Here is a 23,004-nt window from a genome sequence, read left to right as displayed (position 1 = left end):
TTGCGGAGGTGAGGCGGCGGCGACGATACTCGCACGCCCCATGATGGCCGGACACGACTCGAGGAAGGTGGCGCCTGGCGCCGGCCGCTGGCTCTACCGCCAGGGAGAGCTGCTGCTGGGCCCGGTGACGGACGCCCAGCTGGTGGAGAAGCTCTACGCGGGCGAGGTGAGCGGCGCGACCGAGGTGGCGCCGCTGGGCGAGCGCGGCTTCCGCCGCCTGGGTGACGTGGAGGCGTTCCGCGTGCACGTGGCCAAGGCCGAGGCCAAGGCGCGCGTGGATGCGGCCGAGCGCGCCGCGCGGGCCCAGCGCAACCGCAAGCTCGGCATCGCCGTGGGCGCCGGCGCGCTCGTCACGCTGCTGCTCGCGGGCGTGGCCTGGCGCGTGGCGCGCTACGCCGCGGTGCACGGCAGCTTCGGCGAGGGCGCGTCCGAGGCGGGCTTCGAGGACATCAGCGTGGAGCCGCCCACCATCACGCTCGCCCGCGCGCGCGGGCCCCAGGAGGAGCTGGTGGAGTACCCGGACGCGCGCCGCGCGGGCAGCGGCAGCAGCGCGAAGGGCGCGAGCGCCTCGCGCACGGGCGACCGCCGCCCGGCCGCCGCCGGCCCGCGCGCCATGACGGCCGAGGGCTCGGACGCGGACGGCATGCAGACCGCGGTCATCGACCAGGAGGGCATCAACCGCGTGGTGAAGGCGCACCAGCGCACGCTCTACCCCTGCCTGCGCGAGGAGGCGCAGCGCCAGCCCGGCATCGCCATCCGCGTCCCCATCGAGTTCACCGTGGGTGCGGACGGGCGCGTCACCCGCCTCTGGGTGGACAACCCCAGCCTCAAGCAGGGCCCGCTCTACGAGTGCTTCCTGCGCGAGCTGCAGAAGTGGCCCTTCCAGCGCACCGAGGGCGACGGCGCCTCCGTGGCGCTGTCCTTCAACATCGCGGGGCGGCCGGGCTAGGGCAGGGCGGGGCGCTTTTTTTGCCCCGCCCGCAGGGCCGGGCGATACCCGGGGGCATGTCCGTCGCCGAGGCCGATCTCCAGAAGAAGGCGCAGTCCATCCCCGCCGGCACCTTCCGGCACACCGTGGTCGTGGCCGCCAAGCGGTTCAAGAGCACCTGGGCCGAGCTGGGCAAGCTGCTCATCCAGGTGCGCGACGAGGGGAAGTTCGAGGAGTGGGGCTACGCCTCCTTCGAGGCCTACTGCCTCAAGGAGCTGCACATCAAGAAGCAGACCGCCCTCAAGCTCACCCGCTCGTTCAGCTTCCTCGCCAAGCACGAGGGGGACGAGGCGCTGCAGCAGGAGGACTTCCCCCAGCGAGCCCCCGCCTTCGAGGTGGTGGAGGTGCTGGCGGACGCGGAGGCGCGCGGGCAGCTCTCGCCCTCCGAGTACCGCTCCATCCGCGACAGCATCTGGAACCCCGAGAAGCCCGCCACCGAGCTCAAGCGCGAGTTCTCCGAGCGCTTCCCCAAGCCCCCGCCGCCCCCGCCGAGCGAGGACCTGCAGCTGCGCCGGCTCGCGCAGGCGGCGCGCCGGCTCGCGAGCGAGCTCGCGGGCTGTGGGAAGGTTCCCTCCCCGGTCGCCGAGCGCGCTGCCGCCCTGGCAGACGACGTGGAAGAGCTGGCGAGTGGCGTGAACGCGAGCTGACGGGCTGTTAGTGAACCCGGGCGGAGCCGGCAGCGTGTGTGCTCGGCAACGCCATCCTGAAGGTGGGCTTCCTGCGGCCCGGACAGCGTCCTATATTTTGGCGGACGGCTGTTCGAGACGTGGGCGGCCAGGCGGGTGTGGGGCGGTCAGGGTGATGTACGCTCCGTTGATTCGGGGCCCGGGCGAACTCGGAGGTCGCAGTGAAGAAGGAGCACCACGTCAACCTGTCCTGCTCGTTCTGCGGAAAGTCGCAGCGCGAGGTGCGCAAGCTCATCGCAGGGCCGACGGTCTACATCTGCGACGAGTGCATCAAGCTGTGCAACGACATCATCGCGGACGAGGCGGAGCGCGACGAGGGCAAGCCCCAGGTCAGCCTGCCCACCCCGGCGGAGATCAAGGCCTTCCTGGATGACTACGTCATCGGGCAGGACCAGGCGAAGAAGGTCCTCGCCGTCGCCGTCTACAACCACTACAAGCGCATCTACCAGAAGAAGCCCGCGGCGCGGCCCCGCCCCGGCGTGAAGGCGCCCGGCGGCGAGGACGTGGAGCTGAGCAAGAGCAACATCCTGCTCGTGGGCCCCACCGGCAGCGGCAAGACGCTGCTCGCCCAGAGCCTCGCGCGCTTCCTCAACGTGCCCTTCACCATCGCGGACGCCACCAGCCTCACCGAGGCCGGCTACGTGGGTGAGGACGTCGAGAACATCATCCAGAACCTGCTGCACAACGCCGACTACGACGTGGAGAAGGCGGCGCGCGGCATCGTCTACATCGACGAGATCGACAAGATCGCCCGCAAGGGCGACACCCCCAGCGCCACCCGCGACGTGGGCGGCGAGGGCGTGCAGCAGGCGCTGCTCAAGATCATCGAGGGCACGCGCGCCAACGTCACCCCGCGCGGCGGCAAGAAGTACAACCAGCAGGAGTACGTGCAGGTCGACACGACGAACATCCTGTTCATCTGCGGCGGCGCGTTCCACGGCCTCAACGACATCATCAAGCGGCGCGTGGGCGAGAAGGGCCTCGGCTTCGGGGCCAAGATCACCCACAAGGAGGAGCGCAGCGTGGGCGAGCTGCTCGCGCTCACCGAGCCCGAGGACCTGATGCGCTTCGGGATGATCCCCGAGTTCGTCGGCCGCCTCCCGGTGGTGGCGACCCTCATGGACCTCAAGGAAGAGGACCTGGTCATCATCCTCACCCAGCCGAAGAATGCGCTGACGAAGCAGTACCAGAAGATGTTCGAGATGGAGAAGGTCAAGCTCACCTTCTCCAAGGAGGCCCTCAAGGCGATCGCCCGCGAGGCCATGCGGCGCAACTCCGGAGCGCGCGGCCTGCGCGCCATCATGGAGGACGCCATGCTCGACATCATGTACGACGTGCCGTACCGCGAGGGCGTGAAGGAGTGCAAGATCACCGAGACCGTGGTGACCAAGCACGAGCCGCCCCAGCTGGTGATGGAGAAGGAGAAGAAGTCGGCGTAGCGGCTTGCGGAGCGCCGGCGCTCTCCCCGCGGCCCCCGCCTCCCCTTCGAGGGAGCGGGGGCTTCGCTTTGGGGGCGCCCCTCAGCTCTGCGTCACGCGCACCGTGGTCTTCATCTCGCGCCCGGTGGACGGGTCGCGCGCGCGCATGGTGAGGATGCCTTCGATGTTCACGTCGAAGGTGATCTCCACCTGCACGCTGCCGGCGCGGTCCGCGCGGATGCCGGAGAAGGTGAACTCGCCGAGCAGCTCGTTGCGCGAGACCTGGTCGTGGTCGCCCTGGAAGATGCGCATGGCGAGCTCGGTCTGCTGGTCGAAGCTCGTGGTGGCCAGGAGCTGCTTCGCGTTCGGGATGGGCGCGTTGCGCGGGAACACCGTGTGGAACGCGCCGCCCGCCTTCTCCAGGCCGATGGCCATGGGGATCACGTCCAGCAGCTGGATCTTGAGGTTGGTGTCGTCCTGCAGCGAGTGCGCGTAGAGCGCCGCGCCGATGGCCACCGCCTCGTCCGGGTGCACGCCCTTGCTGGGCGCCTTGCCGAAGAACTTCTGGAGCCGGTCCTGCACGATGGGCATGCGCGTCTGCCCGCCCACGAGCAGCACCTCGTCCACGTCCTGGGTGCTGAGCCCCGAGTCCACCAGCACGCGCGCCACGATCTGCAGCGTCTTGTCCACGAGCGCGCTGGTGAGCTGCTCGAGCATCTTGCGCGTGAACTTCAGCTCGATGTTCAGCGGCTGGCCCTGGCTGGTCATCGTGATGAAGGGGATGTGGAAGGGTACCTCCTCGCGCGCCGAGAGGTCCATCTTGGTGCGCTCGGCCAGGTCCTTGATGCGCTGCATGGCCACGGGGTCCGTGGACAGGTCGATGCCCGTCTTGCCCGCGAAGTCCTTGAGCACGTGCTGGATGATCGCGTTGTCGAAGTCGATGCCGCCCAGGAAGATGTCGCCGCCGGTGGCCTTCACCTCGAACACCTGGCCGCGCATCTCGATGATGGAGACGTCGAAGGTGCCGCCGCCCAGGTCGTAGACCACCACCTTCTGCTTCAGGCCCTTGCCCGCCCCGTAGGCGAGCGCCGCGGCGGTGGGCTCGTTGATGATGCGCACCACCTCGAGGTCGATGAGCTTGCCCGCGTCCTTCACCGCCTGGCGCTGCCGGTCGTTGAAGTAGGCGGGCACCGTGACGACCGCGCGGCGGATGGGCTGCTTCAGGTGGCTCGCGGCCACGTCGCGGATCTTGTGCAGGATCTTGGCGCTGATCTCCTGCAGGTTGAACTCGCGCTTGCCCACGTCCAAGACCACGTCGTTCTTCTTGCCGGGGCGCATGCTGTACGCCACGACCTTGCGCATGGTGTCCACCACGTCGCTCTTGTACGTGCGGCCCACGAGGCGCTTGGCGCCGTAGACGGTGTTCTTCGGGTTCAGCTGCCACTGGCGCTTGGCCTCGTAGCCGATGAGCTCGTTCCCCTTGTCGTCGATCGCGAAGATGGACGGGATGGTGTACTCGCCCCCCTTGTAGGGGATGAGCTTCACGTTCCCGCCGTCCTCCACGATCGCCGCGCACGAGTTCGTCGTGCCGAGGTCGATCCCGATGATGGGCTCCTTGTGCATGCTGCGGCGGCTCCGGGCAGGGCTCCAGGGGCCGAGTGGCCGGCCCGAGGAGTGGCGAGGCTGCGAGGTTAGTTCAGTAGCGGATGGAGCGCGAGTCTCCGGTGGGGAGGAAGCAAGGTGGGCCCACCGGGGTTAGAATCCTGCTGGAACACGCCAACCGAGCAGGCCAGGGGAGAGTGCCACGTGGAGGCCAAGCGCTTTCTGCAGAGCGTGGGCGCAGAGGTGTCCCACGACTTCGTGAGGAACCGGTCGCTCCTGTCCTTCGAGGAGTACGTCGCGCTCTTCCTCGCGGACCCGCGGGGCCAGGCCCGCAACGCGGCCCAGTACCTGCGCGACGTGATGGACCACTTCGGCACCGAGCAGGTGGCGCACCCCTCGGGGCACATCCGCCGCTTCAAGCTCTTCGACGTGGCGCACGGCGAGGGGGACGGGCGCGTGGCAGGCCAGGAGGAGGTGCAGAACGCGCTCTACCGGCTGCTGGGCAACTTCACGCGCGCCGGCCGCATCAACAAGCTCATCCTCCTGCACGGGCCCAACGGCAGCGCGAAGAGCAGCCTCGTCAACGCGCTCAAGGCGGGCATGGAGCACTACTCGCGCCAGCCGGAGGGGGCGCTGTACCGGCTGCGCTGGGTGTTCCCCTCGGACAAGCTGATCAAGGGCTCCATCGGCTTCGGCGGGGAGCGCGGCGCGGGCGAGAGCGGCGGCGAGCTCGGCTCCTTCGCGCACCTGGAGGGCGAGGCCATCGACCTGCGGCTCGCCTGCGAGCTGCGCGACCACCCGCTCTTCGTGGTGCCGGCGCCCGAGCGGCGCAAGCTGCTGGAGCAGGCGCTCGGCGAGGCGAAGGGCAAGGGCCCGGGCGCCGAGGACTTCATCCTCTCGGACTACGTGCTGCACGGCGAGCTGTGCCACAAGTGCCGGCGCGTCTACGCGGCGCTGCTGGCCACCTACAAGGGCGACTACCTCAAGGTGCTGCGGCACGTGCAGGTGGAGCGCTTCTACGTGAGCCGGCGCTACCAGGTCTCCACGGTGACCGTGGAGCCGCAGATGAGCGTGGACGCGGCGTACCTCCAGGTCACGGCGGACCGCAGCCAGCAGCTCAGCGTGCCGGCCCCCCTGCACAACGTGGCCCTCTTCGAGCCGCACGGCCCCCTGGTGCACGCGAACCGCGGGCTCATCGAGTACTCGGACCTGCTCAAGCGCCCGCTCGAGGCCTTCAAGTACCTACTGGGCTTCAGCGAGACGGGGCAGGTGCCGCTCGAGCACTTCGTGCTGCAGCTGGACGAGGTGCTCATCGCCAGCGCGAACGAGAAGCACCTGGCCGCCTTCAAGGAGCTGCCGGACTTCGCGTCCTTCAAGGGCCGCATCGAGCTGGTGCGCGTGCCCTACCTGCGCCGCTACCGCACGGAGCAGGAGATCTACGATGCGCAGATCACCCCCACCACCGTGGGCAAGCACGTGGCGCCGCACGCGACCGCCGTCGCCGCGATGTGGGCGGTGCTCACCCGGCTCAAGAAGCCCATCCCGGACCGCTATCCCCAGGAGGTGAAGAGCCTGGTGGACCACCTCGCGCCGGTGGAGAAGGCGCGCCTGTATGAAGAGGGCAGGGCGCCGGACCGGCTGGGCCAGGCGCAGCTCAAGGAGCTGCGGCGCCTGCGCCAGGAGCTCTACGAGGAGAGCGACGCGTACCCCAACTACGAGGGGCGCAGCGGCGCGAGCGCGCGGGAGATCAAGACGGCGCTCTTCAACGCCGCGCAGAACACGGACTACCGCTGCCTCAACGCGCTCGCGGTGTTCGAGGAGCTCGAGGCGCTCTGCAAGGACAAGAGCGTGTACGAGTTCCTGCAGCAGGAGGTGGTGGACGGCTACCACGACCACGAGGAGTTCGTGAAGGTGGTGGAGGCCGAGTACCTGGACCGGGTGGACGCGGAGGTGCGCGACTCGATGGGCCTGGTCTCCGAGGGCCAGTACCGCGAGCTGGTGGAGCGCTACATGGTGCACGCGAGCCACTGGGTGAAGGGCGAGAAGCTGCGCAACCGGGTGACGGGCGAGATGGAGCGCCCGGACGAGCACCGCATGGCGGAGCTGGAGGCGATCGTGATGCCGCGCGGCGAGGACGCGGGCGACTTCCGCCGCGGCCTCATCAGCGGCGTGGGCGCCTACCGCATGGATCACCCGGACGCGGAGCTCGACTACGCGCGCATCTTCCCGGACCTCTTCCGCCGCCTGCGCGACCACTACTACGAGGAGCGCAAGCGGGTGCTGCGCAAGCAGAAGGAGAACGTGCTCAAGTACCTCTCCGAGGAGCGCGCCTCGCTCAGCCCGCGCGAGCAGGCGCAGGTGCAGAGCACGCTGGAGACGATGAGCGCGCGCTACGGCTACTGCGAGCACTGCGCGAAGGACGCCATCCTCTTCCTGATGAAGCGCCGCTACGTCTAGCGGTGTGAGCAGGCATCCGGGCGTGGGGTGGGGTGGTGGGGTGCTTTTCTCCCACCGCGGTGCGGGCGGAAGATCTCGCTCTGCCGCAGCCGTTGCCCCCACTGCAGCGCTTCCACCCCGCTTCGCCTGAGGTGCCGATTTGAACCGCTTCCTGCTGGGCTCGCCCCTCCTGCTCGCGCTCGCCGCGTGTGCCGGTCCCTCGGCAAAGGAGCGTGCCGCGCAGACCTCGCTGCTCACCCCGAGCGCGCAGCGGGTGCTCGCCGAGGAGGCCGCGCGCCCCACGCGCCGCGAGCTGGTGCGCGGCATCCTCCCGCACAACGTGCGCTTCGTCGTCGAAGAGGACGGGGAGGCCAAGCGCACCGCCTCCGGCGTGGTGATCGGCTCGGAGCTGACCGCCCACGGCAGCGTGAGCTACGTGCTGACCAACGCGCACGCGCTGGACACCGAGGGGCTCACCGCGCCGCGCATGCTCGTCACGCTCGAGCGCCAGGGTGAGGTGCACGAGTACCCGGCCGAGCCGCTCGCCCAGGGAAGCGTTCCGGACATGGACCTCGCGCTGCTGCGGGTGCGGGGCCTCGAGCTGCCGCCCGCGCAGCTCGCGGACGACAGCGAGCTGGAGCCGGGCGGCGACGTGGTGGTGGCCGCGAGCCCCTTCGGCAAGTCCATCTCGCTGTCCGGCGGCATGGTGTCCCAGGTGGAGTGGGACCGCGCCCTCAAGAGCCCGCGCATGCTCAAGACGGATGCGCCCATCGGCTACGGCGCGTCGGGAGGCGGGGTGTTCAGCCTCGAGACCGGGCGGCTGCTCGCGATCGTGGAGGGCTACCGCACCGCGAAGGTGGGCTTCGACGTGGCCGAGCAGAGCTACAGCTTCGACGTGCCCATGCCCGGCGAGACCTTCGCCGCGCCCGCGAGCAAGGTGCGCCGCTTCCTGGAGGAGAAGGGCTACGGGCGCCTGCTCCAGGCGCGGCCGGCCACCACCGCGCGGCGCTAGTTCGCCCGGCCCCGCACGCCGTCCACCACCGCCAGCTCGATCCACTGCGCCACGGCGCCGCGCCCATCGGGCGCCTGCTCGTAGGCGGCGCGCACGCGCTGGCCCGCGCTCAGCTCCTTCAGCTCCCCGGTGCGCCCGGCGAGGAAGATCGTGGTCCCGGCGTCCACGCGCATCACCAGCTCGCCCTCGGCGCGCTGCAGCGTCACGGTGCCCTGTGCCAGGTCCACGCGCGAGATCTGCCCCTCCACGGAGCTCAGCTCGCGCACCTCCGACGTGAAGTCGGACGTGGCGTCGGACGCGACGGCCCCCGCGGTCTCCGCCGCCAGCGCCTGCCCTGCCATCACGCACAGCCCCACTGCGAAACCCCGGCCCCAGCCCCGCATCGCGCTCGTCCCACCTTCCCGCGAACTTCGACTGGAAAAATGTGTACGGGGCGGGCGGGCGGCCAGCCGCAGGTGGCGGCAGGGGCCGCTCAACTGCTCAGGGGCCGACAGCGGGCACGGGGGCCCTTCTTTGACACGCGGGGCCGCCGGGCCTAGAGCCTGCGTACCTATGGCCGACACGCGCAGCTCGTGGGATCAGTACTTCATGGACATCGCGCGGCAGGTGGCGAGCCGCGCCACCTGCGATCGCAAGCACGTGGGCGCACTGCTCGTGCGCGACAAGACCATCCTCTCCACCGGCTACAACGGCTCCATCCGCGGGCTGCCCCACTGCAGCGAGGTGGGGCACCTGATGGAGAACGGGCACTGCGTGGCCACGGTGCACGCGGAGGCGAACGCGATCATCCAGGCCGCGAAGAACGGGGTGGCGATCGACGGGGCCACCATCTACACGACGGCGAGCCCCTGCTGGCCCTGCTTCAAGCTCATCGCCAACAGCGGCTGCCGGCGCATCGTGTACGGCGAGTTCTACCGGGACCCGCGCATCTTCGAGTACGCCGCGCGCCTGCAGCTGGAGCTGGTGGGGCTCGGCAACGCCGCGCTCCCGCCCGCGGCGCCCTAGGCGCCCGCTTCCTGATCCCGTCCATCGGCTCCCCGGCCCGCACTCTGTCCGCTAGCGGATGGAGCCGCTGCGGCGCGCGCGCCGAACGTCTGCCCCCGGACACTTCGGGCCCTCCCTAAGTACCTGTTCCCCAACGGGAATTTGCCACTCGCGGCAAGAATTACTGACCGAGGGTTGACGCCCCGGGTACCCATTCCTAAATCCTCGCCGCAGCAGGGCGGGGAGGGGACGGGCAAGCATCAAACGTGAGGAGTTTCCGTTGGTTATCTCGACGGCTGTGACCAGTGTATCCGACGCGCAGGCGGGCGGCGACGAGGTGCTCGACGCGGCGCGCTACGCGGCGGTGCCGCCGCTCGTGGAGAGCCTCCTGCACGACGTGCGCAACCCGCTCAACGCGCTCGCAATCAACCTGGAGGTCCTCAACGAGAAGCTGAAGGGCGAGGACGGCGAGGTGCCCGCGGGGCAGGCGAAGAACCTGCGCGCGATGCGCGAGCAGGTGGCGCGCGTGGACGGCATCCTGCGCCAGTTCGCGGAGTTCCTCGTGCACCGCGCGGGGCCCTCGGGCGAGGCGAGCCTCTCCGAGACGCTGGAGCGGGTGCTCGCGGTGCTGGGGCACGAGGGGCGCCGGCGGCGCATCAAGGTGCAGCCGGCAGTCGAGGCGGGCCTGAACGTGCGGCTCGCGGACCTGTCGGAGCTGGGCTTCCTGCTGCTGCAGCCCGTGCTGCGCGCCTTCGAGCGCGCCGAGGCCGGCAGCGAGGTGGCGGTGGTGGCGAGGGGGGAGGGCGCGCGCGTGGTGCTGGAGGTGGTGGAGGCCACCGACATCGCGCAGGAGCGGGCGCCCGGGGCGGTGGCGGGGCTCGAGCGCGCGTGTGCGCGGCTCGGCGTAGAGCTTCAGCTGCGGGGCGGCACCTGCCGCCTCGTCTTCTCGCGCGCGTAATTCGAGCGCCGCGCGCATCGGTCGGACCCCGCGGCGAGCGCGCCGGGCCCGGCCCCCTGTCTTCGTACTCTCACGCAGCATGCTGGAGGTAGTCCCTTGGGCAGTGCACGAATCCTGGCCGTCGATGACGAGCGTGGCACCTGCGAGGCGCTGGCAGAGATGCTCAGCGCGTGGGGCCACAAGGTCGAGACCGCGTTCGATGGACACGACGCCCTGCGAAAGGCAGGCGAGTTCCGTCCGGACGTGGTGCTCTCGGACCTGGCGATGCCCGAGACCGATGGGCTCTGGCTGCTGCGCGCGCTGAAGGAGGAGCTGCCGGACTGCCCCGTGGTGTTCCTCACGGGCAACGGCACCATCTCCGCGGCCGTGGAGGCCATCAAGGAGGGCGCCTACGACTTCATCGTCAAGCCGCTGGACACCGCGCGGCTGAAGGTCTGCATCGACCGGGCGCTGGAGAAGAAGGAGACGATGCGCGAGGTGCAGGGCCTGCGCCGGCGCCTCAAGCAGCTGGGCTCCACCGAGTTCATCGGGCAGTCGGCGCCGATGCGCCGGGTGTTCGAGCTCATCGAGCGCGTGGCCCCCTCCAAGGCGAGCGTGGCCATCTCCGGCGAGAGCGGCACCGGCAAGGAGATGGTGGCGCGCGCCATCCACAACCTCTCCACCCGGCGCGACAAGCCCTTCATCGCGATCAACTGCGCCTCCATCCCGGCCACGCTGATCGAGAGCGAGATCTTCGGCCACGAGCGCGGCGCCTTCACCGGCGCGGACCAGCGCCGCCCCGGCGTGTTCGAGCTCGCCCACGGCGGCACGCTGTTCCTGGACGAGCTCGGCGAGATCCCCATCGAGCTGCAGGCGAAGCTCTTGCGCGTGCTCGAGGAGGGGCGGCTGCGGCGGCTCGGCGGCAAGGTGGAGCTCGAGGTGGACGTGCGCGTGCTGTGCGCCACGAACCGCGACCTCAAGGCCGAGATCAAGGCGCAGCGCTTCCGCGAGGACCTCTACTTCCGCCTCAACGTGTTCCAGGTCCCGCTGCCGCCGCTGCGCGATCGCCGCGAGGACATCCCCATCCTCGTCCAGTACTTCGTGGAGAAGTTCAAGGGCGACAGCGCCAAGCGCGTGTCCGGCGTGCACCCGGACGCGATGGAGATGCTCAAGAACCACGACTGGCCGGGCAACATCCGCGAGCTGCGCAACGCGGTGGAGCGCGCCGTCATCCTCTGCGACGGCGAGCTCATCCTGCGCGAGCACCTGCCGCCCGACATGGCCGGCAAGGGCCCCGAGCGCCACAGCTTCCGGCTCCCCTACGGGCTCAGCCTGGACGCGGTGGAGCGCGAGTACATCCTCGGCAGCCTGCAGCGGAACGGGAACAACAAGGCGCGCACCGCGGAGAGCCTCGGGGTGAGCGAGAAGACGCTCTACAACAAGCTCAACCGCTACGCCGCCGAGGCCCGCCAGCAGGGCGGCCCCGGCGAGCCGAACAGCCTGGTGAAGGGCGTAGAGGCGGCCAGCTTCGGCAGCTCCAACGTCCTCGTGCGCTGAGACGCCCGCTGAGCGAAGCGGCGCGGAGCGCTGGTTGAGCCCGCGGAGCGGGCCCGCCGTCCGGGCCCGCGCCGTGCGTCCGCCGTGCTGCCTGGAGGGCGGCCGGACGGGGCGCCCGCGACCCCGCGTTTTCCGGGGTCCTGCGCGGGCCGGGAGCGGGTCCGGCCCGTGCTCCCTTCTGCCCTGGTTCCGCACCTTTAGGCACCTCTCCGGGCGCCTGCAGCGAGCCCCTCCGGCGCCCGCCGCGAGCGCCCCGCACGCGCCCCGCCCGGGGTGCGAAAACCCGCGCCACTGCTTGACTTTTGGCCTCCCGGCGGGGGATTCTGGGGCCCTATTTCACCCTCGGAGAGCCCGGTGGCCGTCTCCTCGCCTGGCATCCCGGCTGCCTGCGCTGTGGCACTTGAGCCGCCAGCGCCTCCGGCGCCGCCTGCGAGGGTTAGGAAGGCCACAGGGCAATGAGCGACGCGCACGTTCTCCACTTCTTCGGCGGCAAGGGCGGGTCTGGAAAGACCACCCTGGCAGCTGCCTACGCGATGCGCCTGGCGGACGACGCGCCGAAGCAGAAGGTGCTGCTGCTCTCGCTGGACGGCTCGGGCGCGCTCTCGGACGTGGTGAAGAAGAAGCTCGCGGGCAAGCCCGTGAAGCTCGTCGCCGGCAAGGGCGAGGGCGGCCTGTACGCGGCCGAGTTCGACCCGTCGCTCGTGATGAAGCCCTTCCTCGCGCAGTACGTGCCCGCGCTGCAGAAGGCGGCGACGAAGGGCCAGCTGCTCAGCGACGAGGACCTGGGCAAGCTCTACAGCCAGGCGGTGCCCGGGCTCGAGGAGCTGGTGGGCCTGCTCAACGTGGTGGAGCTGCTCGAGGCGGGCACCTTCGACCGCGTGGTGCTGGACGCGGCCCCCACGGCGCACACGCTGCGCCTCTTCGACCTGCCCACGAGCCTGCGCAAGTTCCTCGGCCTGGTGAAGGGCGTGCCGGAGAAGCCTGCCAAGGCGGGCAAGGCGGCGAAGGCCGAGCCCGTGGAGGCCCCCGGCGCGGGCGGCTTCCTCGGCGAGGTGGGTAGCCGGGTGGAGCGCCTGCTCGCGCTGCTCAAGGACGGCACCCGCTCGGCGTTCCACCTGGTCACGCTCGGTGAGCCGGTGGCCGAGGCCCAGACGCGCATGCTCTACGCGCAGCTGCGCGAGCGCGGCATCCCGGTGAACGAGGTGGTGGTGAACCAGGTGGAGGACCACACCGGCTGCCCCGCGTGCGCGGGCCGCCGCGGCCTGCAGGCCCCCCACGTGCGCAAGTACCACCTGCTGGACAAGGCGCTGCCGGTGGCGCTGCTCGCCAAGCGCGAGGAGGCGCCGCGCGGCCTGGACGACCTCAAGGTGCTGGCGAAGGAGTGGAAGGCGGGCAAGGAGACCAAGGCGCTGGAGTTCTCGGCCGCCGAGGGGCCCCCGGCGCTCGTGCGCGCCCCGTCCATGCCGCCCATCGCCGCGCCGCCGCTGCCGCCCACGCGCCTCATCTTCTTCGTGGGGCAGGGCGGGGTGGGCAAGAGCTCCTGCGCTGCGGCCGCCGCGGTGACGCTGACGGAGAAGGAGGGCCCCGTGCTCCTCATCTCCACGGACCCCGCGCACTCGCTCTCGGACGTGCTGCAGAGCCGGCTCACCGACACCGAGACCCAGGTGAAGGGCACCAAGGGCCTGTACGCGCGCGAGCTGGACGTGGCGGGCTGGTTCAACGCCCTGCGCAAGCGGCTCAAGGAGAAGGCCGAGAAGGGCTTCGGCGTGCCTGCGAAGGGCGAGAAGGACATCCCCGCGGACCTCGCCGCCCTGCGCAACCTGCTGGACTGCGCGCCCCCGGGCATCGACGAGCTCGCGGCGCTCAGCTGCCTCACGGACGCGCTGGTGCAGGAGCGCTTCAAGCGCATCGTGGTGGACCCGTCCCCCAGCACCACGGGCGTGCGCGTGGTGGAGCTCGCGCACACCGCGCGCGCCTGGTTCACGGCGCTCGCCGAGCTGCTCTCGAAGTACCGCACCAAGGGGCTCGCCGAGCTCGCGGACGACGTGAACGCCATGCTCAAGCACGTGCAGCGCTTCGAGGCGGCGCTGGCCAGCCCGAGCGAGAGCCGCTTCGTGGTGGTCACCCGCGGCGAGGAGCTCGCGGCGGCGCGCACCGAGCGGCTCGTGGAGTACCTCAAGGAGCACAAGCTGCAGGTGGAGCGCGTGCTGGTGAACCGCGTGCTGCCCAAGAGCACCTGCCCCAAGTGCGAGAACCGCCGCAAGGTGGAGCTCAACGTGGCCAAGGCCGTGGAGAAGAAGATCGGCCTGCCCGTCACGGTGGCGCCCGCCCTGGGCCGCCACCCGGCCGGCCTGCGCGAGCTCAAGGCCTTCCGCACCGCGTGGTACGCGCTGAGCGCCACCGCGAAGATCAAGGCGGCCTAGCAGCCACGCCCCCAGCCCCTTCCGGCGCCGCACTGCGTAACAGCATGTGCATTGAAAGGCCCGGAGGGGGGTGCTAGTTCCGGCGCCCATGGCGACTGGCACTGGCTACGCGCTCGACTTCGAGCGCCCGCTCATCGAGCTGGAGAAGAAGATCGACGAACTGAAGACGCTCTCGGAGAGCGGCTCGGTGGACGTCAGCTCGGAGATCTCCAAGCTCGAGAAGAAGGCGAAGACCCTCCAGACGAAGATCTTCAGCGACCTCACCCGCTGGCAGGTCACGCAGCTGTCGCGTCACAACGCGCGGCCGTACTTCCTGGACTACGTGAACCTCCTGTTCACCGACTTCTGCGAGCTGGCGGGCGACCGCCACTTCGGAGAGGACCCCTCCATCGTGGGCGGCTTCGCGCGCCTGGACGGGCAGCCGGTGCTGGTGATGGGCCACCAGAAGGGGCGCAACACCAAGGAGAACATGGCGCGCAACTTCGGGATGCCGCGCCCGGAGGGCTACCGCAAGGCGCGCCGGCTGATGGAGCTGGCCGAGCGCTTCGAGAAGCCCATCCTCACCTTCATCGACACGCCGGGCGCCTACCCCGGCCTGGGCGCCGAGGAGCGCGGCCAGGCGGAGGCGATCGCGGTGAACCTGGAGGTGATGAGCCGGCTCAAGGTGCCGGTCATCTCCACCGTGGTGGGCGAGGGCGGCTCGGGCGGCGCGCTGGCCATCGGCGTGGGCAACCGCGTGCTGATGATGCAGAACAGCATCTACTCGGTCATCAGCCCCGAGGGCTGCGCCTCCATCCTCTACCGGGACGCGACCAAGAGCGACAAGGCGGCGGACGCGCTGAAGCTCACGGCGAAGGACCTGCTCGAGATGAACGTCATCGACGAGGTCATCCCCGAGCCCGCCGGCGGCGCGCACCGCGACCCCGCGAAGGCCGCCGAGGCGATGGGCAAGGTGCTGCGCAAGCACCTGGGCCAGCTGGTGGGGATGAGCGCGGACGAGCTCATCAAGGACCGCTACGAGCGCTTCCGCAAGCTGGGCGTGTTCACCGGCCGCTAGGCCTCCGAGACCTCCCATGCGAACGCTCGTCCAGCCCTACATCGAGACCCTCAAGGCGTACGTCCCGGGCAAGCCCATCGAGGAGACAGAGCGCGAGTACGGCCTCAAGGGCGTCATCAAGCTCGCCTCCAACGAGAACCCGCTGGGCCCGAGCCCGCGCGCGGTGGAGGCGATGCAGCAGGCCGCGAAGAGCGTGCACCTGTACCCGGACGCGGCCAGCTTCACGCTGGTGCGCAAGCTCAGCGGGCACCTGGGCGTGAAGCCCGAGGAGCTGGTGCTGGGAAGCGGCTCCAACGAGCTCATCGAGCTGCTCATCCGCACCTTCACCACGGCGGAGGACGAGATCCTCCTCGCCCAGGGCTCCTTCCCGGCCTACCGCATCAGCGCGCAGGCGCACGGGCGGCCCTTCGTCGAGGTGCCGATGAAGGCGGGGCACCGCTACGACCTGCCGGCGATGGCGCGCGCGGTGACCCCGCGCACCCGCATGGTGTTCCTCGCGAACCCGGACAACCCCACGGGCACGGCCTTCTCGCGCAGCGAGTTCGAGGCCTTCCTCGCCGCGGTGCCCCAAGAGCTGCTGGTGGTCTACGACGAGGCCTACTTCGAGTTCGTGGACTGGAGCGAGTACGCGAGCGGCCTCGAGTACTTCCGCACGCACCCGAACGTCATCGCGCTGCGCACCTTCAGCAAGATCTACGGGCTCGCCGGCGTGCGCCTCGGCTACGGCGTGATGGACGCGAAGCTCGCGGGCTACGTGCAGCGCGGCCGCATGCCCTTCAACCTCACGAACCTCGCCCAGGCGGCCGGGGTCGCGGCGCTGGACGACGCGGAGCACGTGCGCCGCACCCGCGAGAACAACCTGCAGGGGCGCGCGTACTACGAGCAGGAGCTTCCCAAGCTGGGCATCACGCTCACGCAGAGCCACGCGAACTTCGTGCTCGCGGACGTGCACCGCCCCGCGGGCGAGGTCTACGAGCAGCTGCTGCGCCGCGGCGTCATCGTGCGCCCGAGCAACGGCTACCCCACGTGCCTGCGCATCAGCGTGGGCACGCGCGAGGAGAACCTGCGCTGCGTGGCGGCGCTGAAGGAGATCCTCGCGTGAGCGGCCGCCCCGTTCAGCGTCCCTTCATCGTGGCCATCGACGGGCCCGCGGGCGCCGGCAAGTCCAGCGTCTCCAAGCTGCTCGCGCGCCGGCTCAACTTCTCGCTCGTGGACACCGGCGCCATCTACCGCTGCGTGGCGCTCAAGGCGCGGCGCGAGGGGTTGGCCTTCGACGACGACGCGGGCCTGGAGAAGCTGCTGGGCCGCGTGCACGTGCACTTCAAGGTGGTGGGGGAGGAGAACCGGGTCTTCCTCGACGGCGAGGACGTGTCTCAGGCCATCCGCACCCCCGAGAACTCGATGGGGGCCTCGCAGGTGTCGAGCCGCCCGGTGGTGCGCGCGGGGCTGCTCGCGCTGCAGCGGCGGCTCGCGCTGGAGTCCGAGCGCGGCGCCATCCTCGAGGGCCGCGACATCGGCACGGTGGTGTTCCCGGACGCGGACCTGAAGTTCTTCCTCGAGGCGAACCCCGAGGTGCGCGCGCGCCGCCGCTACGAGGAGCTGTTCCAGAAGGGCGTGGAGAGCTCGCTCTCCGAGGTGCTCGCGGACCAGCAGGCGCGCGACCGCGCCGACTCCGAGCGCGAGGTGGCGCCGCTCAAGGCGGCCGACGACGCCATCCGCCTCGACTCCAGCGCCTTCCCGCTCTCCGAGGTGGTCACCCACCTGGAGACCGAGATCCGCAAGCGCCTGGGCAGCGCCTAGCCCCTAGCGCTTCGCGCGCGAGAACCAGCCCATCATCTCCTCGAGGTGGCGGCGGTCCTCCTGGTCGAACGCGGCCTTGTGCTCGCTGTCGATGTCGAGCACCGCGATGAGCTCGCGGTTCTTGCCGAACACCGGGACCACGATCTCCGAGGCCGAGCGGCCGTCGCAGGTGATGTGGCCGGGGAAGGCGTGCACGTCCTCCACCACCAGCGTCTTGCCCTCGGCGGCGGAGGTGCCGCACACGCCCTTGCCGAAGGTGATCTCCAGGCAGCCCAGCGTGCCCTGGTAGGGCCCCACGCGCAGCAGCTTGCCCGGCGTCACCACCCGGTAGAAGCCCGTCCACAGGTGGCCGAAGGCGTGGTGCAGGAGGCAGCTCATCGTGGACATCCCAGCGATGTCGTCGTCGATGCCCTCGAGCACGGCCTCGGTGTGACGCTTCAGCTCGGCGTACGCCTCGGCCTTGGGCTTGCCTCGCAGATCCAGGGTGACTTCAGCCATGGTGTGAAACCTCGACGGCGCGGGGGGGCACTCGGACAGATGCGCGCCGTGCTGGAATGGAGCGCCGACTGTACCCCAGTTCAGGGCAGGACACGGAGACCCGTTGGAAACACTGCGAATCGACCCCTCCACCCGGCTCCTCGTGCTCACCGGGGCCGGCGTCTCCGCTGAGAGCGGAATTCCCACGTTCCGCGGCATCGACGGCCTCTGGGAGCGCCACCCGGTGCAGGAGGTGGCCTCGCCGCAGGGCTTCCGCCGCGACCCGGCGCTGGTGTGGCGCTTCTACTCACAGCGGCGTCAGGCGGCCGCGGGCGTGCAGCCCAACCCCGGGCACCGGGCGCTGGTGGAGTGGGAGCGCCGGCTCGGGGACCGCTTCCTGCTCGCCACCCAGAACGTGGATGGGCTGCACCGGCTCGCCGGCAGCGAGCGCGTGGTGGAGCTGCACGGCGAGCTCTTCAAGAGCCGCTGCGCGGGCTGCAGCCGCGCCCCCTTCGAGGACCGCACGGCCTATGCCGCCGGCGAGGTGCCGCGCTGCGGTGCGTGCGGTGGCTCCCTGCGCCCGCACATCGTCTGGTTCGGCGAGGCGCTCGACGAGCGCAACCTCGCGCGCATCCAGCGCTTCATCGAGGCGGGGCCGGGCTCGCGGCTCGTGTTCCTCGCCGCCGGCACCTCCGGCGCGGTGTACCCGGCGGCCGGCCTGGTGGAGGTCGCGCGCGAGGCGGGCGCCCAGTGCTGGCTCGTGAACGCGGACCCGGCGGACAACGGCCACGCCTTCCACCACTTCGTACAGGGGAAGAGCGGCGAGGTGCTCCCCGGCCTCGTGCGCTTCGCCTAGCTTCAGGGCAGGGGGCGGGGGACCTGTCACGAAGTCCGGCCCTCATCCGTCGTCGCTTCTGCCAGGGGTGCACCGCGAAGCCTGGCCGAGGAGGAGCCCCGCATGTCCACCGCCGAGACCTTCCAGCGCAACCGCCCGCGCCTGCTCTCGCTCGCCTACCGGATGCTCGGCTCGATGGCGGAGGCCGAGGATGCGGTGCAGGAGGCGTGGCTGCGCTGGACGGGGGCGGACACCTCGCGCATCGAGTCCCCGGACGCCTGGCTCACGGCCACCGTGAGCCGGCTGTGCGTGGACCAGCTGCGCGCGGCCCAGGTGCGCCGGGCGGACTACCCCGGGCCCTGGCTGCCCGAGCCGGTGCACACGGGCGAGCCCCCGGACACGGCGTCCATCTCGCTCGCGTTCCTCGTCCTGCTGGAGAGCCTCACGCCGGACGAGCGGGCGGCGTACCTGCTGCACGAGATCTTCGACTACAGCCACGCGGAGGTGGCCACGTTCCTCGGCAAGGAGGAGGCCGCGTGCCGGCAGCTCGCGCACCGGGCGCGCCAGCGGGTGCAGGAGGGCCGGCCGCGCTTCGCCCCCTCGCGCGAGCAGCACCAGCGCATCCTCGGCGCCTTCTTCCAGGCCGCGCTCCAGGGTGACCTGACGGGGATGAAGCAGGTGCTGGCCGAGGACGCAACGCTGTGGACGGACGGCGGCGGCAGGGTGCGGGGCGCCGCGAGCAAGCCGGTGCACGGCGCCGAGGCCATCGCGCGGCTCTTCCAGCTGCTCAGCCAGCGCTTCCCCGAGTCCGCGGGCCTGCGCTACGGGATGGAGGAGGTCAACGGCTGGCCGGCCATCGTCGGGCGCACGGACGGTGCAGCCAGCTTCGTGCTCACCACCGAGACGGACGGAACGAAGATCCTCGCGCTGCGCGCCGTGCTCAACCCGGAGAAGCTGCGCCTGGCGCCGCTCGCGTGAGCCCGGGCTGTCACGCCCGGGCGGGCTCATCCGTCACCTGGGCATGAACCCCAACACTGCCACTCCCATCGTCCCCGAAGTCACCGTCACCCCTGCCCAGCGGCTGCCCCTCGCAGCCCACGGCGGCCGCGCGCTCGCCGCGATGCTGAAGCTCGGGGAGAGCATCCAAATCGATCCGCAGCTGCGCGAGCTCGTGAAGCTGCGCGCCTCCCAGCTCAACGGCTGCGCCTTCTGCGTCGACATGCACTGGCGCGAAGCGCGCAAGGCGGGCGAGAGCGAGCAGCGCCTCTGCTTGCTCTCCGCGTGGCGCGAGGCGCCCTTCTACACGGCGCGCGAGCGCGCAGCGCTCGGCCTGACGGAGGCCGTCACGTTCGTCACCCAGGGCCACGTGCCGGACGCGGTCTGGCAGGAGGCGAGCGCGCACTTCCCTCCGGACGAGCTGGTGCAGTTGCTCTTCATGATCGCGGCGATCAACGCCTGGAACCGCCTGGCCATCGCGACGCGCGCGGAGGTGCCCCGGAGCGCCGAAGCTCGCTGAGGCCTGCCGCTAGTCCGTCTCGAAGAAGCGGTCCGTGTACACGTGGTTCATCGCGAGCGCGGTGACGAGCGAGCTGAGCTTGAGGACGTACTCGCGCGTCTTGTCCAGGTGCAGGGTGAGGCGCAGCTCGGTCGCGCGCGCGATGAGGTGGTCCACCAGCGCCTTCACCAGCGGCCTCGCGAGCCCCGAGTACTGGCTGACGGCCTGGATGAGGGCCTGGCGCTCTGCGCGCAGGAAGGGCTCGGCGCTCGCGGGGGCGCCGTCCGGCGGCTCGAAGAGGCCGTAGAGGTCCTGGTCGAGCTGCTCGCGGAAGGGCAGCTCCACGTGCTCCTCGCGGGCGCGCTCGCGGTAGTGCGCCTCCACCGTCTCCTCCATCTCGTCCACGTCCAGGTCGCGCTCGTTGAGCTGCACCACGGGCGGGGTGCGCCCCAGGCGCTTGGCCACCGCGTCCATGTAGTGCAGCTTCTTGAGCGCGCCCCAGCCCGCGTAGCGCTTCTCCCAGTCCAGCCCCGGGGTGAGCCACACGGCGAAGGTCTCGGCGAAGTCCTCGTCCGGGTGCTTCTGGGCGTACCAGCCGGAGATGTGCACCACGTAGCGGCGGCTGAAGGGCTGCGGCTTGTAGTTGTCCGAGTAGGGCTTGCCGTAGTCGCCGAACAGCTTCACCCACTCCGGGGTATCGAAGAGCTTGTACGCGTAGTTGAAGGCGTGCCCGGCCTCGTGGCGCAGGTACATCATGATCTCGCGCTCGGTCTCGAGGTCTCCGCCCAGCTCCTGCTCGATGGAGTGCAGCCGCGTGTCCGCGAGGTAGAAGGGGATACCGATGACCGGCACCCCCGAGGGGCAGCCCCACTGGTCCGAGAGGTAGCACTCGGGGCGGAAGGAGAGCCCCCGGGCCTCGAGCTCCGCGTAGAGCTGCTGGATGGCGCGCTCGAGCGCGGTGCCGGCCAGGTGCAGCTTCAGATCCTTGATGCGCGCCTTGAGCACCGCCTCGCGCTCGGGCCGCAGCGGGCTGGCCGCCGCGTCGTGCGGATCGGCCATGGTGCGCTCGCGAAAGCCCACTTGGGTACTGGAGAGCATCGGACCCCCGGGGGCCCGGCCGTCCTGCCGGGAGCACCCTCGGGCAAAGTTGCCGCCGCCGGCCCCCCGCGCAACCGGCGGCCGGCGGCGGAGACGGGGGCAGGGGACGCTCGCCCGCCTGCCTGCCCTGACGCCCGGGCCCCGCCAGAGGGTTTGCGGCTGCCCCCGGGGCTGCTACACGCACGCATCGCCATGAGCATCGTCATCGCCCAGGACATCTGCCTCGCCTACGGCAAGAAGACCCTCTTCGACCACGCGGGCTTCGCCATCGGCCCCAAGGACCGCGTGGGCCTGGTGGGGGCGAACGGCACCGGCAAGAGCTCGCTGATGAAGATCCTCGCCGGCGTGCAGCAGGCGGACTCGGGCGTCATCCAGTACAGCCGCAAGGCGCGCGCAGGCTACCTCCCCCAGGAGATCGCGAGCCTGCCGGCCGGCAGCGTGGTGGAGGCGGTGATGAGCACCGTGCCCGGCCGCGACCAGCTCGAGGGCCGGCTGCGCGAGACGGAGGCCGCGCTCGCCTCCGCGACGGACGAGGCCGACCAGCTGGAGCTCGCGCAGTCGCTCTCGGACCTGCACGAGGAGCTGGACCACTTCGAGGAGCGCCACGGCCGCCACCACGCCGAGCGCATCCTCAAGGGGCTGGGCTTTCGCGACGCGGACCTCGCCAAGGCGACGAGCGCGCTGTCCGGCGGCTGGCGCATGCGCGCCGCGCTGGCAGGCCTGCTGCTGCAGGACCCGGACCTGCTGCTGATGGACGAGCCCACGAACCACCTGGACGTGCCCACCCTCACCTGGTTCGACGACTTCCTGCGCCGCTCCAACAAGGCGCTGCTGCTCATCAGCCACGACCGCGACTTCCTCAACCGGCAGATCAACCGCGTGCTCTCGCTCGAGCTCGAGGGGCTGCGCAGCTACGCGGGCAACTACGACGCCTACAAGCGCATGCGCGCCCAGGAGAAGGAGCTGCTGCAGGCCCAGGCCGAGCGCGTGCAGGCGAAGAAGGAGGAGCTGCAGGGCTTCATCGACCGCTTCGGCGCCAAGGCCACCAAGGCGCGCCAGGCGCAGAGCCGCGCCAAGATGCTCGAGAAGCTCGAGGACGTGCAGGTCATCGAGGAGCGCCAGACGATGAAGTTCCGCTTCCCCGAGGTGGAGCGCTCGGGGCGCGACGTGGCGAAGCTCGAGGGCGTGCACAAGCGCTACGGCAGCCACGTCATCTACGACGGGCTCAGCGCCACGGTGGAGCGCGGCCAGCGCATCGCGGTCATCGGCGCGAACGGCGCGGGCAAGACCACGCTGCTCAAGATGCTCGCCGGGGAGCTCGCGCCGGACTCGGGGAACGTGTCGCTCGGCCACAACGTGGTGCTCGGCTACTACGCGCAGCACCACGCGGAGAAGCTGGACCGCACCAAGACCATCCTCGAGGAGGTGCGCCCGCTCGCGGCCGACAAGCCGGAGAGCCACGTGCGCGGCGTGCTCGGCGCCTTCCTCTTCTCCGGCGACGACGTGGAGAAGCCCATCGGCGTGCTCTCCGGAGGTGAGCGCGCGCGCGTGGCGCTCGCGAAGCTGCTCTTGCAGCCCTCGAACTTCCTGCTCATGGACGAGCCCACCAACCACCTGGACCTGGACTCGTCCGAGATGCTGATCGAGGCGCTGCAGGGCTACACCGGCACGCTGCTCTTCGTCTCGCACACCCGCAGCTTCGTGAACGGGCTCGCGAGCCATGTCTGGGACGTGGCCGGGGGCAAGGTGGTGCCGCACCCGGGCAACCTCGACGACTACCTCTACCACCAGGAGCAGCGGCGGCTCGCCGAGGAGGTCGCGGGGGCAGGGGAGGCGGAGCGCTCGAGTGGGAAGGGCCCGAGTGGCCCCGTGAGCGAGAAGGAGCGCAAGCGGCTCGAGGCCGAGGCGCGCCAGCGCCGCAGCACCGTGGAGGGCCCGCTCAAGAAGGAGATCGCCGCCGTGGAGGCGCGCATCGCCGCGCTCGAGGCCGAGCAGAAGTCGCGGGAGGCGGAGCTCGCCGACCCCGCGCTCTACAACGACTTCGCGCGCGCGAAGCCGCTGATGGATGCGCACCGCGAGGGCAAGGAGGCGCTGGAGGCGCTCTACGCCCAGTGGGAGGCGGCGCAGGAGAAGCTCGCCGAGGTGTCGGCGTCGCTCGCGTAGCGGGGCCGACCCTTTCCCAGCGGGAGAGGGGACCGC

The 23,004-nt window shown here is 70.8% G+C and carries 20 protein-coding genes; 16 read left to right on the top strand and 4 right to left on the bottom strand.

Features of this window, described 5'->3' with window-relative positions:
* Window positions 1-40: 40 nt before the first annotated feature.
* From FGE12_RS16875 to clpX, 3 genes are all read left to right on the top strand, one after another.
* Window positions 41-949 carry an AgmX/PglI C-terminal domain-containing protein gene (locus tag FGE12_RS16875; protein WP_153867510.1) on the top strand — a complete coding sequence of 303 codons (909 nt, stop codon included), beginning with the start codon at window positions 41-43 and terminating at the stop codon, window positions 947-949.
* 56 nt (window positions 950-1,005) lie between these two features.
* A complete protein-coding gene (locus FGE12_RS16870; RefSeq protein WP_153867509.1) occupies window positions 1,006-1,635 on the top strand; it encodes a hypothetical protein in 630 nt (209 codons plus the stop codon).
* 200 nt (window positions 1,636-1,835) lie between these two features.
* On the top strand, window positions 1,836-3,113 hold the full coding sequence (clpX, locus tag FGE12_RS16865; RefSeq protein WP_194797957.1) for an ATP-dependent Clp protease ATP-binding subunit ClpX: 1,278 nt from the start codon (window positions 1,836-1,838) through the stop codon (window positions 3,111-3,113).
* Window positions 3,114-3,194: 81 nt separating this feature from the next.
* On the opposite strand, the gene FGE12_RS16860 is transcribed toward clpX, so the two are convergent.
* Window positions 3,195-4,715 (bottom strand): Hsp70 family protein, encoded by a 1,521-nt coding sequence (locus FGE12_RS16860; RefSeq protein ID WP_153867508.1) that lies wholly within the window; start codon window positions 4,713-4,715, stop codon window positions 3,195-3,197.
* A 183-nt stretch (window positions 4,716-4,898) separates the two neighbouring features.
* On the opposite strand from FGE12_RS16860, the gene FGE12_RS16855 reads away from it, so the two are divergent.
* Window positions 4,899-7,151: a serine protein kinase PrkA gene (locus FGE12_RS16855; protein WP_194797956.1), complete on the top strand. Its 2,253-nt coding sequence runs from the start codon at window positions 4,899-4,901 to the stop codon at window positions 7,149-7,151.
* A gap of 139 nt (window positions 7,152-7,290) precedes the next feature.
* Entirely contained in the window at window positions 7,291-8,142 is an 852-nt protein-coding gene (locus tag FGE12_RS16850) for a S1C family serine protease (RefSeq protein WP_153867507.1), read from the top strand.
* Here the strand turns inward: FGE12_RS16850 and FGE12_RS16845 are convergent.
* Window positions 8,139-8,483, bottom strand: a complete 345-nt coding sequence (locus tag FGE12_RS16845) for a copper-binding protein (protein ID WP_194797955.1) — start codon at window positions 8,481-8,483, stop codon at window positions 8,139-8,141. The genes FGE12_RS16850 and FGE12_RS16845 overlap by 4 nt on opposite strands.
* A gap of 211 nt (window positions 8,484-8,694) precedes the next feature.
* Here FGE12_RS16845 and FGE12_RS16840 point away from each other — a divergent pair, with 211 nt between their 5' ends.
* The 7 genes from FGE12_RS16840 (at window position 8,695) to cmk (ending at window position 16,900) form a co-directional block, all read left to right on the top strand.
* A complete protein-coding gene (locus FGE12_RS16840; protein WP_153867505.1) occupies window positions 8,695-9,147 on the top strand; it encodes a cytidine/deoxycytidylate deaminase family protein in 453 nt (150 codons plus the stop codon).
* A 277-nt stretch (window positions 9,148-9,424) separates the two neighbouring features.
* Window positions 9,425-10,084, top strand: coding sequence for a histidine kinase (locus tag FGE12_RS16835; protein WP_370459032.1), 660 nt, complete (start codon window positions 9,425-9,427; stop codon window positions 10,082-10,084).
* Window positions 10,085-10,180: 96 nt separating this feature from the next.
* The gene (nla6, locus tag FGE12_RS16830) at window positions 10,181-11,620 is read left to right on the top strand and encodes an enhancer binding protein Nla6 (RefSeq protein WP_153867503.1); all 1,440 of its coding nucleotides are present in this window, start codon (window positions 10,181-10,183) and stop codon (window positions 11,618-11,620) included.
* Between the two features lie 455 nt (window positions 11,621-12,075).
* Window positions 12,076-14,043, top strand: coding sequence for an ArsA family ATPase (locus FGE12_RS16825; RefSeq protein ID WP_153867502.1), 1,968 nt, complete (start codon window positions 12,076-12,078; stop codon window positions 14,041-14,043).
* 88 nt (window positions 14,044-14,131) lie between these two features.
* Window positions 14,132-15,100: an acetyl-CoA carboxylase carboxyltransferase subunit alpha gene (locus tag FGE12_RS16820; protein WP_153867501.1), complete on the top strand. Its 969-nt coding sequence runs from the start codon at window positions 14,132-14,134 to the stop codon at window positions 15,098-15,100.
* A gap of 16 nt (window positions 15,101-15,116) precedes the next feature.
* A complete protein-coding gene (gene hisC / locus FGE12_RS16815; RefSeq protein ID WP_153867500.1) occupies window positions 15,117-16,202 on the top strand; it encodes a histidinol-phosphate transaminase in 1,086 nt (361 codons plus the stop codon).
* Window positions 16,199-16,900, top strand: a complete 702-nt coding sequence (gene cmk / locus FGE12_RS16810; RefSeq protein WP_194797954.1) for a (d)CMP kinase — start codon at window positions 16,199-16,201, stop codon at window positions 16,898-16,900. The genes hisC and cmk overlap by 4 nt, the downstream gene beginning before the upstream one ends.
* A gap of 3 nt (window positions 16,901-16,903) precedes the next feature.
* On the opposite strand, the gene FGE12_RS16805 is transcribed toward cmk, so the two are convergent.
* Window positions 16,904-17,398 carry a GAF domain-containing protein gene (locus FGE12_RS16805; protein ID WP_153867499.1) on the bottom strand — a complete coding sequence of 165 codons (495 nt, stop codon included), beginning with the start codon at window positions 17,396-17,398 and terminating at the stop codon, window positions 16,904-16,906.
* 103 nt (window positions 17,399-17,501) lie between these two features.
* Between FGE12_RS16805 and FGE12_RS16800 the strand changes: the two genes are divergently transcribed.
* The 3 genes from FGE12_RS16800 (at window position 17,502) to FGE12_RS16790 (ending at window position 19,728) form a co-directional block, all read left to right on the top strand.
* Window positions 17,502-18,233: an NAD-dependent deacylase gene (locus FGE12_RS16800; RefSeq protein ID WP_153867498.1), complete on the top strand. Its 732-nt coding sequence runs from the start codon at window positions 17,502-17,504 to the stop codon at window positions 18,231-18,233.
* A 102-nt stretch (window positions 18,234-18,335) separates the two neighbouring features.
* The gene (gene sigJ, locus FGE12_RS16795; RefSeq protein ID WP_153867497.1) at window positions 18,336-19,190 is read left to right on the top strand and encodes an RNA polymerase sigma factor SigJ; all 855 of its coding nucleotides are present in this window, start codon (window positions 18,336-18,338) and stop codon (window positions 19,188-19,190) included.
* A 43-nt stretch (window positions 19,191-19,233) separates the two neighbouring features.
* The gene (locus FGE12_RS16790; RefSeq protein WP_153867496.1) at window positions 19,234-19,728 is read left to right on the top strand and encodes a carboxymuconolactone decarboxylase family protein; all 495 of its coding nucleotides are present in this window, start codon (window positions 19,234-19,236) and stop codon (window positions 19,726-19,728) included.
* Window positions 19,729-19,737: 9 nt separating this feature from the next.
* On the opposite strand, the gene FGE12_RS16785 is transcribed toward FGE12_RS16790, so the two are convergent.
* Complete coding sequence (locus FGE12_RS16785) at window positions 19,738-20,766, bottom strand: putative zinc-binding metallopeptidase (RefSeq protein WP_228530858.1); 1,029 nt, start codon at window positions 20,764-20,766, stop codon at window positions 19,738-19,740.
* Window positions 20,767-20,997: 231 nt separating this feature from the next.
* On the opposite strand from FGE12_RS16785, the gene abc-f reads away from it, so the two are divergent.
* Window positions 20,998-22,968, top strand: a complete 1,971-nt coding sequence (gene abc-f, locus FGE12_RS16780) for a ribosomal protection-like ABC-F family protein (protein WP_153867494.1) — start codon at window positions 20,998-21,000, stop codon at window positions 22,966-22,968.
* Window positions 22,969-23,004: the final 36 nt, after the last annotated feature.

Source organism: Aggregicoccus sp. 17bor-14, assembly GCF_009659535.1.
In the GTDB taxonomy this organism is placed as follows: domain Bacteria; phylum Myxococcota; class Myxococcia; order Myxococcales; family Myxococcaceae; genus Aggregicoccus.
This window is presented reverse-complemented; position numbering and strand designations above follow the sequence as displayed.